Source organism: Micromonospora sp. CNZ322 (assembly GCF_007827755.1).
Window position 1 is genome coordinate 216,029 of sequence record NZ_VITD01000010.1, and the last position, 14,548, is coordinate 230,576.

16 protein-coding genes are annotated in these 14,548 nt (G+C 70.5%); 7 read left to right on the forward strand and 9 right to left on the reverse strand.

Going from position 1 to position 14,548, the window contains the following annotated elements; all coding sequences use genetic code 11:
- The first annotated feature begins 64 nt into the window (after nt 1-64).
- Nucleotides 65-313, forward strand: a complete 249-nt coding sequence (locus FB453_RS23375) for a DUF2277 family protein (RefSeq protein WP_145793373.1) — start codon at nt 65-67, stop codon at nt 311-313.
- Nucleotides 314-360: 47 nt separating this feature from the next.
- Here FB453_RS23375 and FB453_RS23380 read toward each other — a convergent pair whose 3' ends face one another.
- Together FB453_RS23380 and selD are read right to left on the reverse strand one after the other, a co-directional pair.
- Nucleotides 361-840, reverse strand: a complete 480-nt coding sequence (locus tag FB453_RS23380; RefSeq protein WP_112586667.1) for a hypothetical protein — start codon at nt 838-840, stop codon at nt 361-363.
- 230 nt (nt 841-1,070) lie between these two features.
- Nucleotides 1,071-2,060 carry a selenide, water dikinase SelD gene (selD, locus tag FB453_RS23385; RefSeq protein ID WP_145793375.1) on the reverse strand — a complete coding sequence of 330 codons (990 nt, stop codon included), beginning with the start codon at nt 2,058-2,060 and terminating at the stop codon, nt 1,071-1,073.
- A 195-nt stretch (nt 2,061-2,255) separates the two neighbouring features.
- Between selD and FB453_RS23390 the strand changes: the two genes are divergently transcribed.
- From FB453_RS23390 to FB453_RS23410, 5 genes are all read left to right on the forward strand, one after another.
- Nucleotides 2,256-3,011, forward strand: coding sequence for an amino acid ABC transporter ATP-binding protein (locus FB453_RS23390; RefSeq protein ID WP_145793378.1), 756 nt, complete (start codon nt 2,256-2,258; stop codon nt 3,009-3,011).
- A gap of 56 nt (nt 3,012-3,067) precedes the next feature.
- Nucleotides 3,068-3,943, forward strand: a complete 876-nt coding sequence (locus FB453_RS23395; RefSeq protein ID WP_091400515.1) for a glutamate ABC transporter substrate-binding protein — start codon at nt 3,068-3,070, stop codon at nt 3,941-3,943.
- 41 nt (nt 3,944-3,984) lie between these two features.
- Nucleotides 3,985-4,692, forward strand: coding sequence for an amino acid ABC transporter permease (locus tag FB453_RS23400; protein ID WP_091400513.1), 708 nt, complete (start codon nt 3,985-3,987; stop codon nt 4,690-4,692).
- Nucleotides 4,689-5,663 carry an amino acid ABC transporter permease gene (locus tag FB453_RS23405; protein ID WP_145793380.1) on the forward strand — a complete coding sequence of 325 codons (975 nt, stop codon included), beginning with the start codon at nt 4,689-4,691 and terminating at the stop codon, nt 5,661-5,663. The genes FB453_RS23400 and FB453_RS23405 overlap by 4 nt, the downstream gene beginning before the upstream one ends.
- A 198-nt stretch (nt 5,664-5,861) precedes the next feature.
- Nucleotides 5,862-6,206: a hypothetical protein gene (locus FB453_RS23410; RefSeq protein ID WP_145793383.1), complete on the forward strand. Its 345-nt coding sequence runs from the start codon at nt 5,862-5,864 to the stop codon at nt 6,204-6,206.
- Between the two features lie 194 nt (nt 6,207-6,400).
- Here the strand turns inward: FB453_RS23410 and rny are convergent, their stop codons facing one another.
- The 6 genes from rny to FB453_RS23440 all read right to left on the reverse strand — a co-directional run bounded on the left by rny (nt 6,401) and on the right by FB453_RS23440 (nt 12,987).
- A complete protein-coding gene (rny, locus tag FB453_RS23415; RefSeq protein WP_112586655.1) occupies nt 6,401-8,167 on the reverse strand; it encodes a ribonuclease Y in 1,767 nt (588 codons plus the stop codon).
- 554 nt (nt 8,168-8,721) lie between these two features.
- Nucleotides 8,722-9,426 (reverse strand): 3-keto-5-aminohexanoate cleavage protein, encoded by a 705-nt coding sequence (locus FB453_RS23420; protein WP_145793385.1) that lies wholly within the window; start codon nt 9,424-9,426, stop codon nt 8,722-8,724.
- Nucleotides 9,427-9,463: 37 nt separating this feature from the next.
- Nucleotides 9,464-10,162, reverse strand: coding sequence for a regulatory protein RecX (locus tag FB453_RS23425; protein WP_145793387.1), 699 nt, complete (start codon nt 10,160-10,162; stop codon nt 9,464-9,466).
- 14 nt (nt 10,163-10,176) lie between these two features.
- The gene (gene recA, locus FB453_RS23430; RefSeq protein WP_007456801.1) at nt 10,177-11,223 is read right to left on the reverse strand and encodes a recombinase RecA; all 1,047 of its coding nucleotides are present in this window, start codon (nt 11,221-11,223) and stop codon (nt 10,177-10,179) included.
- 184 nt (nt 11,224-11,407) lie between these two features.
- Nucleotides 11,408-11,608, reverse strand: coding sequence for a DUF3046 domain-containing protein (locus tag FB453_RS23435; RefSeq protein ID WP_030489422.1), 201 nt, complete (start codon nt 11,606-11,608; stop codon nt 11,408-11,410).
- A gap of 5 nt (nt 11,609-11,613) precedes the next feature.
- Nucleotides 11,614-12,987, reverse strand: coding sequence for an MFS transporter (locus FB453_RS23440; protein WP_145793389.1), 1,374 nt, complete (start codon nt 12,985-12,987; stop codon nt 11,614-11,616).
- Between the two features lie 113 nt (nt 12,988-13,100).
- Between FB453_RS23440 and FB453_RS23445 the strand changes: the two genes are divergently transcribed.
- Nucleotides 13,101-13,454 (forward strand): nuclear transport factor 2 family protein, encoded by a 354-nt coding sequence (locus FB453_RS23445; protein ID WP_145793391.1) that lies wholly within the window; start codon nt 13,101-13,103, stop codon nt 13,452-13,454.
- 82 nt (nt 13,455-13,536) lie between these two features.
- On the opposite strand, the gene FB453_RS23450 is transcribed toward FB453_RS23445, so the two are convergent.
- Nucleotides 13,537-14,241 (reverse strand): UdgX family uracil-DNA binding protein, encoded by a 705-nt coding sequence (locus FB453_RS23450; RefSeq protein WP_145793393.1) that lies wholly within the window; start codon nt 14,239-14,241, stop codon nt 13,537-13,539.
- Nucleotides 14,242-14,548: the final 307 nt, after the last annotated feature.

Consider the following 14,548-nt stretch of genomic DNA (forward strand, 5'->3'; position numbering starts at 1 on the left):
ATAGGCAACAGCCCCAACGATGTCATCGTTGGTCAAGTAGCGCACCAACCGAGGAGGAACTCACATGTGCCGGAGCATCAAGACGCTGCGTGAGCCGTTCACCCCGCAGGTGACCGACGCGGACGTCGAGGCGGCAGCGTTGCAGTACGTCCGGAAGATCTCTGGCTTCCGGGCGCCCGCCGCGCACAACGCCGCCGCGTTCGACGCCGCGGTGGCCGCCGTGGCCGAGGCGACGCGCACCCTGCTCGACCAACTGGTGGTGCGGGGTGCCGGATCGGGCACCACCGGCCGGTCGGCCACCGCCGCCAGCTGATCGCGCTGACCGGCACGGCACCCGGCCGGGCCTGACCCTGGAGAGGGTCAGGCCGCGGCGAGCGCTGGGGCGATCGTGTCGGGCGCCCAGCGCGAGCGGTGGCACTGCGACCAGCCCCGACAACCTGGGTCACCCAGCGAGCAGAGCCGCAGCCTGCTGAGCACCTCACCGTCCTCGGTGTCCCGCACGTCGAAGTGCACCGGACGGACCGTGCCGTCCGGAGCGACGAGCAGGTGCCGGCCCGCGTCGAGCGTGTCGTCGCGCAACAGGCAGTTGCGGCCCAGCAATCGGGCCAGCGCGGCGATGCTCGCGTGCTCGGAGAGCTGCTCGGGCACCCCGTAGCAGTCCACCACCGTCGCGAACTCGCCCGGCGCCTGCCAGACGTCACACACCACCGCATACGCCGGCAACCGCGCCGGGTCGGCCACCGCCAGCGGCATCACCACCCGACCAAGCGCTTCCGCCAGCGCCGGGTAGACCTCCACGGGTTGAGCCCCGTCGATTCTCCAGTTCCACAGCTCGGTCATTCCGCCTCCTCGCTGCGTTCGTCCCCACCGGCCTCCGGATCGGGCCTTACACACGATGGTGGGGGGCATTTGACCCCAGCCGGGGGCAAGTTACCGGTCTGTGACCATTCCGGGCAAAATTTCCCTGAGCGGCATTGCTCGGAGTAGCGGGAAGGTGACAGTTTATCGGGTATGGTGCGCCATCCGCGCCACCGCCACCGCGTGTCCCGCCGCGGGTCGACCGCCCCCGGTCAACGCAGCACGACCAGGTGTTCCCCCCGGGGCAGCAGCTCGCCCACCACGGGAGCGCCGGGCACCTCGCCGGCGACCAGCAGGCCACCTGAGGTCTGCGCGTCGGCCAGCAGCAACCGCTCCGACTCGTCAGCCGCGCCGAAGTCGGTCCACGGGGTCACCCACTCCAGGTTGCGCCGGCTGCCGCCGCTGACGAACCCGTCGCGCAGCGCCTCACGCGCGCCGGCCAGATAGGGCACCCGGGCGGTGTCGATGGCCACCGTGACCTGGCTGGCCCGGGCCAGCTTCGAGGCGTGCCCGAGCAGCCCGAACCCGGTCACGTCGGTGCCGCACCGGATGCCGGCGGCGACCGCCGCGTGGGCGGCCTCCCGATTGAGCGCGCTCATCGTGGCCACCGCCTCCGGGAAGCTCTCACCGGTCGCCTTGTGCCGGGTGTTCAGCACACCCACCCCGAGCGGCTTGGTCAGCGACAACGGCACCCCGGCCCGCCCGGCGTCGAGGGTGATCAGCTCCTCCGGTCGGACCGTGCCGGTGACCGCGAGACCGTACTTCGGGCCGTCGTCGTCCACGCTGTGCCCGCCGGCCAGGTGACAGCCGGCCTCCCGCGCCACGTCCTGGCCGCCGCGCAGCACCTCACGGGCCAACTCCAGCGGCAGCACGTCGCGCGGCCAGCAGAGCAGGTTGAGCGCCACCAGCGGGGTGCCGCCCATCGCGTACACGTCGGAGAGCGCGTTGGCAGCGGCGATCCGACCCCAGTCGTACGCGTCGTCGACCACCGGGGTGAAGAAGTCGGCGGTGCTGACCAGGCCGGTCCGCTCATCCAGGCGCACCACCGCCGCGTCGTCGCCGTGGTCCAACCCGACCAGTAACTCGGCGGTGCCGGTCGCCGGGCCGAGACCGGCCACCATGATCTCCAGCTCGCCCGGCGGGATCTTGCAGGCGCAGCCACCGCCGCGGGCGTACTTGGTCAACCGTACGGGTTCGGTCATCCACCCATGATCGCGACAAGGCGCCACGATCGCCACCGCGACCACCCATCCGGTGACCAAAATCGGACGCCCGAGAACGATCGTGACCGGTGTTACCGCTCCGTGACCCGCTGGGTTGCGTTCTGCCACATCAGGCCGCCTACAGTGGCCGCACCGGGGGTCAACCGACCCCGATCCGGGAGACGACAGGGGACGGTGGACGACGTGACGACGGGCGAACCGCTCATCGTGCTGGACGCGGTCAACAAGTGGTTCGGGCCGCTGCACGTGCTGGACGACGTCTCACTGTCGGTGGGTCGGGGCGAGGTGGTCGTGGTGATCGGCCCGTCCGGCTCCGGCAAGTCGACGCTGTGCCGCACGATCAACCGACTGGAACCGATCAACTCGGGCACCATCACCTTCGACGGTCAGCCGCTGCCGGCCGAGGGCAAGCCCCTCGCGAAGCTGCGCAGCGAGGTGGGCATGGTCTTCCAGTCGTTCAACCTCTTCGCGCACAAGACCATCCTGGAGAACGTCACCCTCGGCCCGATCAAGGTCCGCAAGGAGAAGCCGACCGTCGCCCGTGAGCGCGGCCTGGCCCTGCTGGACCGGGTCGGCATCGCCAACCAGGCGGACAAGTTCCCGGCCCAGCTCTCCGGTGGCCAGCAGCAGCGGGCGGCCATCGCCCGGGCGCTGGCCATGCAGCCCAAGGCGATGCTCTTCGACGAACCGACCAGCGCCCTGGACCCGGAGATGGTCGGCGAGGTGCTCGACGTGATGACCTCGCTGGCCAGCGACGGCATGACGATGGTCGTGGTGACCCACGAGATGGGCTTCGCCCGGCACGCGGCGAACCGGGTCATCTTCATGGCCGACGGGCAACTGGTCGAGGACGCCCCACCGGCGGAGTTCTTCGCGAACCCGCGCAGCGAGCGGGCCCGAGACTTCCTCTCCAAGATCCTCACGCACTAGGCGTCCGTAGTGGAGCGCGCCGTACTCGGTGGGCTCCGTTGAAGAAGGAGAAGAGTATGCGTATCAAGCGCGTTGCGGCAGTCGCCGCGGTCGCCGCTCTGGCGCTCGGCCTCACCGCCTGTGGTGGCGACGACGGCGGGGACACTGGTGCTGGCAGCAAGTCCTTCACCGCCGGCACCACCATGGAGAAGCTGAACAAGGCCCAGAAGATCAAGGTCGGCACCAAGTTCGACCAGCCCGGCTTCGGCCTGAAGGGCCTCTCCGGCAAGCCGGAGGGCTTCGACGTCGAGATCGCCAAGATCATCGTCAAGGAGCTCGGCATCCCCGAGGACAAGATCGAGTGGGTCGAGGCCCCCTCGAAGGTCCGCGAGGACGTGATCGTCAACGGCACTGTCGACCTGGTCGCCGCGACCTACACGATCAACGACAAGCGCAAGGAGCGGATCGCCTTCGCGGGCCCGTACTACGAGGCCGGCCAGAACATCCTGGTCAAGAAGGACGACACGACCATCACCGGTCCGGACTCGTTCAAGGACGGCACCAAGAAGGTCTGCTCCGTCACCGGCTCCACCCCGGCCGAGACGATCAAGCAGTACGTCAAGGATGTCGGCACCCAGCTGGTGCTCTTCGACACCTACGACAAGTGCCGCGACGCCCTCAAGGGTGGCCAGGTCGACGCCGTCACCACGGACAACGTGATCCTGCTCGGCTACATCGCCAAGGACGAGGCGTCCTTCAAGCTGGCCGGCAGCAACTTCACCAAGGAGCCGTACGGCATCGGTGTGAAGAAGGAGGACGCGGACTTCCGCAGCTTCATCAACGACACGCTGGACAAGGCGGTCTCAGACGGTAGCTGGAAGAAGGCCTGGGACGACACCGCCGGCAAGTTCGGCGCGGAACTGGGCTCGGCGCCCACCATCAACCGCTACTGATCTGATCCTTCGATCTGGAGGGTGGGGAGGAACACCGAGCCGTGAACGTGCTCATCGACAAGTTCGACGTCTTTGCGGGTGGTTTCTGGCTCACCCTCCAGATCTGCATCCTCGCCGCGATCGGCGCCCTCGTCCTGGGCGCCATCGTGGCGGTGCTGCGCATCTCACCGGTGCCGCCGCTGCGCGCGGTCGGCACCAGTTACGTGAACGTCTTCCGCAACATGCCACTGACCGTGGTGATGTTCTTCGCCGCGTTCGGCCTGCCGGCGCTCGGCTCCAACGCGGACTTCCTCCGCATCCCGGTGCTCGACTCGCTGTTCACCCGGCTCGGCACCGACCTTCCGTACTTCCGGTTCGCACTGATCGCCCTGGTGCTCTACACCGCGGCGTTCGTCTGCGAGGCGCTGCGGTCCGGGGTGAACGCGGTGCCCGCCGGCCAGGCGGAGGCGGCGCGGTCACTGGGCCTGACCTTCGGGCAGAACCTGCGGTACGTGGTGTTGCCGCAGTCGTGGAAGGCCTCCATCGTGCCGCTCGGCTCGGTGATCATCGCGATGATCAAGAACTCGGCGCTGGTCGGCTTCTTCGGGGTGGTCGGTGACCTGTCGGCCACTGCCGACCAGCTCACCTCGGCCGAGGGCTACGCCTTCGTCCCGGTCGCCATCGGCATCTCGCTCGGCTATCTGATCATGACCGTGCCGCTCGGCGCCCTGCTGGACCGGATCGAGAAGCGACAGGCGGTGGCCCGATGAGTCAGCAGACCAGCGTCCTCTACGACATCCCCGGCCCCCGGCAGCGGCGGATCACCCTGATCAGCAGCCTCGTCGCCAGCGTGGTCCTGCTCGTCGGGGCGTACTTCCTGATCTACCGGCCCCTGGACGAGAACGGCCAGCTCTCGATGGAGCTGTGGGGCCCGCTGATCGACCCCTCCAACGAGAACTTCTCCCAGGTGTGGGAGCGGATCGGCCTCGGTTTCAAGAACACCCTGTTCGCGGCGGCCCTGGCCATCGTCTCCTCGCTGGTGATCGGCACGCTGCTCGCCGTGTTGCGGATCCAGCTCAAGAGCCTGACCCGACGGCGGTTCGTCGGCGCGGCGACGCCGCTGGCGTACCTGCTGCGCGGGCTGAGCGCGCTGCTGTCGGCGATCACCCGCGTCTGCGTCGAGGTGTTCCGCGGCCTGCCCGTCGTGATCACCATCTTCTTCGTGGCCCGCGGATTCCCCGAGTTCGGCCTCTACTTCGACAACCTCTGGTACCTGGTCATCGGCCTCACCATCTACAACTCGGTGGTGATCGGCGAGATCCTCCGCTCCGGCATGGAGGGGCTGCCGGGCGGTCAGGCGGAGGCCGCTGAAGCCATCGGGCTCTCCCCGACGCAGACCACCCGGATGATCCTGCTACCGCAGGCGTTCCGGATCATGCTGCCGGCACTGATCAGCCAGCTGGTCGTGGTGCTCAAGGACACCTCGCTGGGGTTCATCATCAGCTACGAGGAGACCCTGAACATCGGCAAGCAGATCATCGGCGCGCTGAGCAACCCGATCCAGGTCTACGTCGTGATCGCCGTGCTCTTCATCGTGGTGAACTACTCGCTGTCGAAGCTCGCCCAGTACGTCCAGCGGCGGCTCGCCCGGGGTCGCAAGACGGCCGGCACCCCGGCACAGAACCCGCCGCCGGCAGCCCTGGTCTCCCAGGCCGAAGGCGGCGGCGGCATGGGCGCCTGATCGACTCGACTTCCTTGATATCGGGGTATCCCTTCAACTGGGATACCCCGATGTTGCTTACTGCGTGTCAAGGACCGGCCCCGAGTCGGATGGAACGGAAGCCCTGAACGATCCCGTCTCGGAGGCCGACTCGTTCGTGTCGTACATCAACGCTCGCCCGTATCGCAGCGCTCCGCGCCCAGGGCAAGATCTGAGCCAATGAGTATCGTTGCCCGGCTGGTCGTCGGAACAATCGTGGCGCCGTTCGCCGCCGTCGTTGTCTACCTGCACGGACTGTGGGCGGGTCACTTCCTCGATCTCCGCGCCACCAGCGTGTACTGCCCCGCCAAGCCCCTGGCTTCCACGTCGACCAGCGCCGACTGGCTGCCACTGCGGCATCTCTGTCGCTATGCCGACGGGACCACAACCGAGCTGGTCCCCCCATACGTCAACCCGATCGTGTTTCTCTGTCTGGCCATAGCGGTGGCCTGCACGGCACTCGCCCTGCGATCCGCCCGCCGCCCGGCAAACGCCGACCCGACAGCATTCGAGCCTCCGCGATGAGCGATACCCAGGGTCTGACCGGCAGGTCATGTCGGCTGCCGGTATGGCGGCCGGCGCAGCGGCCGTTCTGACGGAGGCCGGACGGGCGAGCCCGAGCGTCTCGCCCCATCCCGCCCTCCGGTTGCCGTCGAGGGGCGCGGCTGCGGGGTTACGTTTCACCTGGAGAGCCGCACCCAGCCCGCAGACCCGATCGGTCAGCGGGCGATCTCGGTGACCCGGGACTCGCGGACCACTGTGACCCGGATCTGACCCGGGTAGGTCAGCTCCTCCTCGATCTGCTTGGCCACATCGCGGGCCAGCACGGCCGCCCCGATGTCGTCGACGTCGTCCGGCTTGACCATCACCCGGATCTCCCGGCCGGCCTGCATGGCGAAGACCTTGTCCACGCCGAGCTTGCTGGCCGCGATCTCCTCGATCCGCTCCAGCCGCTTGACGTACGCCTCCAGGCTCTCCCGGCGCGCGCCCGGCCGACCACCGGAGCAGGCGTCGGAAGCCTGGGTGAGCACGGCCTCGATGGTCTGCGGGGGCACCTCGTTGTGGTGCGCCTCGATGGCGTGCACCACGTCCTCGTGCTCGCCGTACTTGCGGGCCAGGTCCGCGCCGATGATGGCGTGGCTGCCCTCCACCTCGTGGGTGAGCGCCTTGCCGATGTCGTGCAGGAACGCCGACCGTTTGATGATCGGCACGTCCAACCGCAGCTCGGCGGCCATGATGCCGGCGATGTGGGCGGTCTCGACCAGGTGCTTGAGCACGTTCTGCCCGTACGAGGTGCGGTAGCGCAGCCGGCCGAGCAGGGTCACCAGCTCCGGGTGGATCTCGGTGATGCCGACCTCGACCAGGGCGTCCTCGGCGGCGCGGAGGCAGAGCTGCTCCACCTCCTGCCGGGCCAGGTCGTAGACCTCCTCGATCCGGTGCGGGTGGATGCGCCCGTCCAGGACCAGCTTCTCCAGGGTCACCCGGCCCACCTCGCGACGGACCGGGTCGAAGCAGGAGAGCAGCACCGCCTCGGGGGTGTCGTCGATGATCAGGTTGACGCCGGTCACCGACTCGAAGGCGCGGATGTTGCGCCCCTCCCGGCCGATGATCCGCCCCTTCATCTCGTCACCGGGGAGGTGCAGGACGCTGACCACGCTCTCCGCGGTCTGCTCGCTGGCGACCCGCTGGATCGCGTCCACCACGATGTGTCGGGCGCGCTGCTCGGCGGTGTTGCGCGCGTCGGACTCGATGTCCCGCACGAGCAGCGCCGCTTCCCGCTTGGCCTGCGTCTCGATGGCGTCGACCAGCTCCAGTCGGGCGGACTCGGCGGTGAGCCCGGCGACCCGCTCCAGCTCCCGACGGCGCAGCTCCTCCGACTCGGTCAGCTCGGCCTCCCGCTGGGCGAGCGCGGCCTCCCGGGCGGCGAGGGCAGCCTTCGCGGCGGTGAGCTGTCGCTCCCGCTCGGCGAAACGCTCCACCTCCTCGGTGTGCATCCGCTCCCGCTCGTCCATCCGAGCTGCCCGGCGTTCCACCTCGGCGGCCTGCTCCCGGGTGGTGGCGGCGAGCACCGCGACCTCCCGCTCGCCGCTGCGCCGGGCTGCCGTCCGCAACTGCTCGGCGTCCGCCTCGGCCTGCTTGTGGGCGCGCTCCAGAACGGTGTCCGCCTCGGCCCGGGCGTCGTCGAGGACCCGGCGCGCCTCGGCGCGGGCCGCCTTCGCCTCGGCCTTCGCCGCCGCCGCCTCGGTACGGGCCGCGGCGGCCGCTGACTTCGCCACGTCGATCGTGCTGTTCGCCTCGTCGGCCGCGGTCCGCAGGGCCGCGAGGGACTGCTCCTGGCGGTCCTTCTCGGCGATGAAGGCGGGATCCTCCGGTGCCGGCGCGGCGCCCATCCGGCGCAGTGTCCGGATGCCGACCAGCACGGCCCCGATCACCACCACCGCGAGGACGAGGACGGCCGCGAGGAGCACGACGTCGAACGCGTTCATGCCGGGACCCCGTCGGGTCTACCGATGAACCTGTGCCGCCGCCCCGCCATGGCCGCCTCCCCTAACGTCGAGACCGCAGCGACCGTGCCAGGGGCACACTCCTGCGGCTGTGGACGCCCGACCGGAGCGGCTGGCCGTGGGTAGCTTTCTCCGCCGGCGGTGCCCATGGGCAGCGTCGGCGACCGGGTGCAGTTGTCGCAGCGTTCCGGACCGGCCTGTCCGGAACTGCCGCCAAAGGCCGCGGAGTCGGCCAAAGTGATGCTGTTCTGTTACGCGATCTATGTTGTGCGCTTAGCCTGCGCTGGTCGGGCAATGTGAGCCTGTATGGCGAGGCTAGGTCGCCGGGGGTGCTCCGGTCAAGGACTCATGATCAAACCCCCCGAACGGAGAGAAGTTGAACCGTTACCGCGCGCTGATATCGCGCCGGACAGGAAGGGACAAACTCCGCGAGGTGTGCTGCCCCCTGGACGTGTCGGGCCTGCTCAGTGCCGTCCAAGGGGTCGTCGGACGAGGCCGAGGACCGAGCGAGGTGTGACCCAACCGTCTAACCGACGTCAGCTGGCACCGACCGCCACCGCTGCCGCGACCAACGCCGCGTTGTCCGCAGCGGGCGAGCCGTCCGGCAGACACAGAATGTCCTCGAGCCCGATTCGGGTGTCCAGACCCCGGCGTATCGCCTCGGCGAGGACCGGCCAGGTCGCCGGCCCCTCGGCGTGCAGCAGCACCGACGGCGCGTCCGCCGGCAGCGCGGCGAGAACCCGGGAGGCGTCGGCCAACGCGACCGCCACCTCCTCGGCCATGCACTCGACCAGAACCCGCCCGGCCGGCACCCGCCACCTCCGGTACGCCGCGACCGCGTCGAGCGTCCACAGCCCTGCCTCGACGAGCACACCACGCTCGTGCAGGGCGGCCGCGACCGCCTCGGCGCCGGGCTCGTGCGCGTTGACCGAGGCGAAGTCGGGCAACACCGGCCAGGCCCGGACGGCGGCCACCCGGGCAGCCGGATCCGGCAGGATCCAGGCGCCGGTGCTCACCCCCACCGGCAGCCCCGGCCGGGCGGAACGGATCGCGGTCACTGCGTCAGCGATCACCGTCGGCCGCAGCGACTCGACGCCGGCCTCGTCCCGGGGATGGACGTGCACGGCCGCGACCCCGAGCGCCGCGCAGCGGGCCGCATCGGCGGCGAGCTCCGCCGCCGTGAGCGGCACGGCCGGATGGGCTTCCCGGCCGCGCCCACCGTTCAGACATGCCTTCAACATCGGGCCCGCACCTCCATCGGGAGTCGCAGCGGACCGCTCACTCGACCAGACGGTTGTCGCGCTCCAACTCGCCCTCGGCGTCGGCGAGCGCGTCGGCGTCGATCTGCTCGGCGAACTCGGCCGCCTCGGCGCTCTGCGCCGCGAGCGCGTCCTTCACCGCCCGGATGGCCACACCAGGCGGGTAACCCTTGCGGGCCAGCATGCCCACCAGCCGGCGGAAGACCGCGTCCGGCTCGCCTCGGGCGGTGCGCAGCTTGCGCTCCACCAGGCCACGGGCGGTGTCCGCCTCGGTCTCCTCGTCCAGCTCACCCAGCGCCTCGGTGGCCACCTCGCCGTCCACGCCCTTGCGGCGCAGCTCGTTGGCGAGTGCCCGGCGAGCGAGGCCGCGCCCGGCGTGCCGGCTGGACACCCAGGTCCGGGCGAACGCGGCGTCGTCGATGATGCCGACCTCGTCATACCGGTCGAGGACCTCGGCCGAGACCTCCTCGGAGATGCCCCGCTTGGCCAACGCCCCGGCCAGCTCGGCCCGGGTGCGGGGCCGGACGGCAAGCTGGCGCAGGCAGATCTCGCGGGCCACCTCCGACTCGTCGCGAGGGGGCGTCGGAGACTCGACGGTGTCGGTCTCCTCGGACCGACCCCGGCGGCCCCGCCGAGGGCGGGGCGCATCAGTGGCGTCGCCCGTACGAGGCGGACTGGCATCCCAGCCCCGCCCCGTACGAGCGCGTCGTCCTGCCATGGGTCAGCGACCGGTCAGAAGTCGACCGGCGGCAGCTCCGGGCCACCGGCGGCGTCACCCGCGCCGACCCCGACGCCGAGCTTCTCCAGGATCTTCTTCTCGATCTCGGCGGCCACGTCCGGGTTTTCCTTCAGGAACTCCCGGGCCTTCTCCTTGCCCTGGCCGAGCTGGTCGCCGTCGTACGTGTACCACGCTCCGGACTTGCGGATGATCGCCTGCTCCACGCCGACGTCGATCAGCGAGCCCTCACGCGAGATGCCCTTGCCATACATGATGTCGAACTCGGCCTGCTTGAACGGCGCGGCGACCTTGTTCTTCACGACCTTGACCCGGGTGCGGTTACCGACCACGTCGGTGCCGTCCTTGAGGCTCTCGATGCGTCGCACGTCGAGCCGGACCGAGGCGTAGAACTTCAGCGCCCGACCACCGGTGGTGGTCTCCGGGCTGCCGAACATCACGCCGATCTTTTCCCGCAGCTGGTTGATGAAGATCGCCGTGGTGCCGGTGTTGCTGAGCACACCGGTGATCTTCCGGAGCGCCTGGCTCATCAGCCGGGCCTGGAGGCCCACGTGGCTGTCGCCCATCTCGCCCTCGATCTCGGCGCGCGGCACCAGGGCCGCCACCGAGTCGATCACGATGATGTCCAGAGCGCCGGAGCGGATCAACATGTCCGCGATCTCCAGCGCCTGCTCGCCGGTGTCCGGCTGGGAGACCAGCATCGCGTCGGTGTCGACGCCGAGGGCCTTCGCGTACTCCGGGTCGAGCGCGTGCTCGGCGTCGATGAAGGCGGCGATGCCGCCGTTGCGCTGGGCGTTGGCCACCGCGTGCAGTGCCACGGTGGTCTTACCGCTGGACTCGGGGCCGTAGATCTCGACCACCCGGCCACGGGGCAGGCCGCCAATGCCGAGGGCCACGTCGAGCGCGATGGAGCCGGTCGGAATGATTGCGGTCTGGACGACCGGCCGGTCACCCAGCCGCATCACCGAGCCCTTGCCGAATTGCTTGTCAATCTGAGCGAGAGCAAGGTCGAGTGCCTTCTCCCGGTCAGGCCCTGCTGCCATGGTTGCCACCCCTGCCTTCGCCGGCGTCTTTGCTGAGCTTCGCGTCACGCGGACACGCTAGGCGCTAGGTCCGACAGAAAACCAGCCGACGGGCCGCGAGCTGTGGACGAGCACCCCGCTGTGGACAATAGCCGAACAGGTGTACGACTCGACAAGCGACACGCGGAACCGGCGAAAAGGCTGCTCAGCGTAGTCGAGCGGGCACCCGGTCGGGGTACGCGGCACAAACCGCACGCCACACCACGTGGGTCTGCTCCCCCGATGCCAGGGCCTGCTCGATGGTCCGCCCACCGAGCTGGGACAGCACCTGATCTCGGGCGATGCTGGCCGCGTAGCCGGGCCCGAACGCCTCGTCCAGCCGCGTCCAGAAGTCGGTCAGCCGCACAGTGATCAGCCCTCCTCGTCCGGTGCCCCGGTCGGCACCGGGCGCAACGCTAGCGCCACCAGGGGCGCCGCCGCGACCGCCGCGAGCAGGGTGAGCACGGGATAACCGGCGAACTGCATGACAAACCCGCTGACCACGGCGGCCCCGGCACCGGCCAGTCCCATGATCAGATCGGACAGCCCCTGCACGCTCGGTCGCACCTCGGCCGCCACCGACTCGGACAGCAGCGTCGAGCCGGCCACCATCGTCCCCGACCAGCCCAACCCCAGCAGGACCAGACCGACCGAGAGCCGAGGCGTGTGGTGCCCGGCGGTGCCGGCGACGGCGCAGGCGGCCAGCAGCAGCCCGACCCCGCCGAGGATCACCGCCCGCCGGCCGAGCCGGTCGGTGAGCCAACCGACCACCGGGGAGAACGCGTACATGCCGGCGATGTGCAGGCTCAGCACGATGCCGACCAGCCGCAACACGTCGGCGTCGGCGTGCGACTCACCGAGCCGGACCGGAGTCATCGCCATCACCGCCACCATCACCAGGTGCCCCACCGCCACGGCGGCGATGCCGAGTCGGGCGGCGGGCTGTCCGCGTACCACCGACCAGGCCGCACGCATCCCGGCGCCGCGCGGCGCGTGCGCCTTGACCGGCGCGGCGGCCGGCGTCGCACCGCCACCTGCCGCCGGCGCCTCGGCCGCCACCGCGGTCGCCGGGGCATCGGTGACCGGCGCCTCGGCGGCCGCGAGCCGCCGCGCGGTGAGCAGCGGGTCGGGCCGGAGCAACCCGAGGAGTACGACGGCAGCCAGCACGAACGCGGCCGCGCTGAACGCGAACGGGCCGGCCAGCGGCGGCAACCCCCAGCCGGTGGTGACGCGGTCGGCCAGCGCGGCGAAGTTCGGCGCGGCCACCGCACCGATGGTGGTGGCCCAGACGATCAGGGAGAGCTGCCGCCCTCGACGGGCCGGCTCGGCGAGATCCACGGCGGTGTAACGGGCCTGCAGGTTCGCGGCGGTGCCCCCGCCGAAGAGCAACATGCCGAGGAAGAGCAGCGGCACCCAGCGGGTGGCCGCGGCCAGCACCACCAGCAGGCCGCCGACGGCGCCTACCGCGTACGCCAGCACCAGGCCCGGACGGCGACCGTGCCGCGCCATGATCCGGGTGACCGGGACGGCGAGCAGCGCGGCACCGACCACCCCGGCGCTCTGCGCGACACCGGCCACCGCGGTCCCGGCGATCCGGGCCGCGAGCAGCGCGCCCACGGCGATGCCGATGGTCACGCCGATTCCGCCGATGATCTGGGTGGTGAAGAGCAGCCGCAGGGTTCGCCGCTGGATCGACGCGACGTCGGGTCGGGCGGCGGTACGCGGCGGGGTCAGGTCGGTCGCCATCGGCGCTCCTGTCGGAAGGGGTGACTCATCCTCGCGCACCCGCACCGACCAGCGGCAGTGGGTTTCGCCGGAACGAGGTCGCCACCGGCGCGGCCCCCGCCTATGGTGCCCGGATGAGCGATGCCGGTGTGCTGGTGGTCGAGCGGTTCAACGCAGCGTGGCACCGGGGCGACCTGACAGCGGTGTCAGCCTGCCTCGCCGAGGACGTGACCTACAGCCCGAGCGCCTGGGACGGGCCGGCGGTGACAGTGCGGGGTCGGGACGCGGTGTGCCGCGCCTTCGCCGACCAGCTCGGCCCTGGGCCGGCCCTCGGAACGGTCCGGTCGGCCGGCGACCGGGTCTGGTGCGAGTGGAGCTGGCCGCCGGCCGAGGACGGGACCGTGCTGCGCGGAGTGGATCTCTATCTGGTCCACGATGGCCTGATCGCCGCCAAGGACGTGTTCAGCAAGATCACGGCGGGGAGCTGAGCCGCCCTACCCACGCGATCCGCGACGCACTGTCAATCTTGGACCGGTCCCGGCCGCACGTGGGGTGCGTGGCGGTCGCTGGTCAGCCGGGCAGGGCGCGGGTCACGACGGTCAGGTCGGCGACCAGGCCCTCGAACGCCTTGTCCTGGTCGTCGGCCCGCAGGACGGCGGACGGGTGGATGGTGGCCAGCAGCCGAGCCTGCGGCGCGTCGGCCCGCTTTCCGGCGTTGTCCACCGGCACCTGCTCGAAGTCGGCGGGGTGTTGGGCCGACTCCGGCCAGGGCAGCAGCTCACCCCGTTGCCGGGTTACCCGGAAGGACGGGCCGAGCAGCGCCTTGGCGGCGGTCGCGCCGAGCACCACCACGATCTCCGGGCGCAGGCGGGCGAACTCGGCGACCAACCAGGGGCGGCAGGCGGTGATGTGCACCTGGTCCGGGGTCTGGTGGATCCGCCGCTTGCCGCGCTGTTCAAAGCGAAAGTGCTTTACGGCATTTGTGAGGTAAAGGTGACCCGGGTCCAGCCCGGCGTCGTCGACCGCGCGGCGCAGCAGGCGACCGGCCGGACCGACGAAGGGCAGCCCCTTCTGGTCCTCCATGTCGCCGGGCTGCTCGCCGACCAGCACCACGCGGGCGCTCTCGTCGCCCCGGCCGAAGACCGTCTGCGAGGCGTCCCGGTACAGCTCGCAGCCCCGACAGCCGCCAGCGGCGGTGCGCAGGTCGTCGATGGTGTCGGCGTCGGGCGGGATGAACCGCTGGGCGCCCGGAGCACTCCCGGTCTGCTCGGCCATGCCGACTGTTATATACCCGTTCGATGCTCGCCGCCGGATACGCCCCGGCACACCGGCCGCATCGCGTCAGTACCCGTTGCCGCCCCCATCGCCACCGGACGCGATCGCGATCAGCACGATGACGATGATGATGATCGCCACCGCCACCGCGATCCAGATCCCCTTACGAGCCCCACCAGAAGCCATGCCCCCCACCTCCAGGCGCCCGCATACCCGTCCCGGCCGTCCCAAATCCCCGCGATGCCCTACTTTCTGCCGCAAGATGCTCGGGTCCGACATCTTCCTCGAACGACCCGCGATCGCGGGA

Coding starts and splice junctions, on each gene's coding strand:
- FB453_RS23440 (WP_145793389.1), bottom strand. CDS start 12,987: ATGGCGACCGACCTGACCCCGCCGCGTACCGCCGCCCGACCCGACGTC.
- FB453_RS23405 (WP_145793380.1), top strand. CDS start 4,689: ATGAGTCAGCAGACCAGCGTCCTCTACGACATCCCCGGCCCCCGGCAG.
- FB453_RS23445 (WP_145793391.1), top strand. CDS start 13,101: ATGAGCGATGCCGGTGTGCTGGTGGTCGAGCGGTTCAACGCAGCGTGG.
- recA (WP_007456801.1), bottom strand. CDS start 11,223: ATGGCAGCAGGGCCTGACCGGGAGAAGGCACTCGACCTTGCTCTCGCT.
- FB453_RS23380 (WP_112586667.1), bottom strand. CDS start 840: ATGACCGAGCTGTGGAACTGGAGAATCGACGGGGCTCAACCCGTGGAG.
- FB453_RS23420 (WP_145793385.1), bottom strand. CDS start 9,426: ATGTTGAAGGCATGTCTGAACGGTGGGCGCGGCCGGGAAGCCCATCCG.
- FB453_RS23425 (WP_145793387.1), bottom strand. CDS start 10,162: ATGGCAGGACGACGCGCTCGTACGGGGCGGGGCTGGGATGCCAGTCCG.
- FB453_RS23410 (WP_145793383.1), top strand. CDS start 5,862: ATGAGTATCGTTGCCCGGCTGGTCGTCGGAACAATCGTGGCGCCGTTC.
- FB453_RS23375 (WP_145793373.1), top strand. CDS start 65: ATGTGCCGGAGCATCAAGACGCTGCGTGAGCCGTTCACCCCGCAGGTG.
- rny (WP_112586655.1), bottom strand. CDS start 8,167: ATGAACGCGTTCGACGTCGTGCTCCTCGCGGCCGTCCTCGTCCTCGCG.
- FB453_RS23395 (WP_091400515.1), top strand. CDS start 3,068: ATGCGTATCAAGCGCGTTGCGGCAGTCGCCGCGGTCGCCGCTCTGGCG.
- FB453_RS23450 (WP_145793393.1), bottom strand. CDS start 14,241: ATGGCCGAGCAGACCGGGAGTGCTCCGGGCGCCCAGCGGTTCATCCCG.
- selD (WP_145793375.1), bottom strand. CDS start 2,060: ATGACCGAACCCGTACGGTTGACCAAGTACGCCCGCGGCGGTGGCTGC.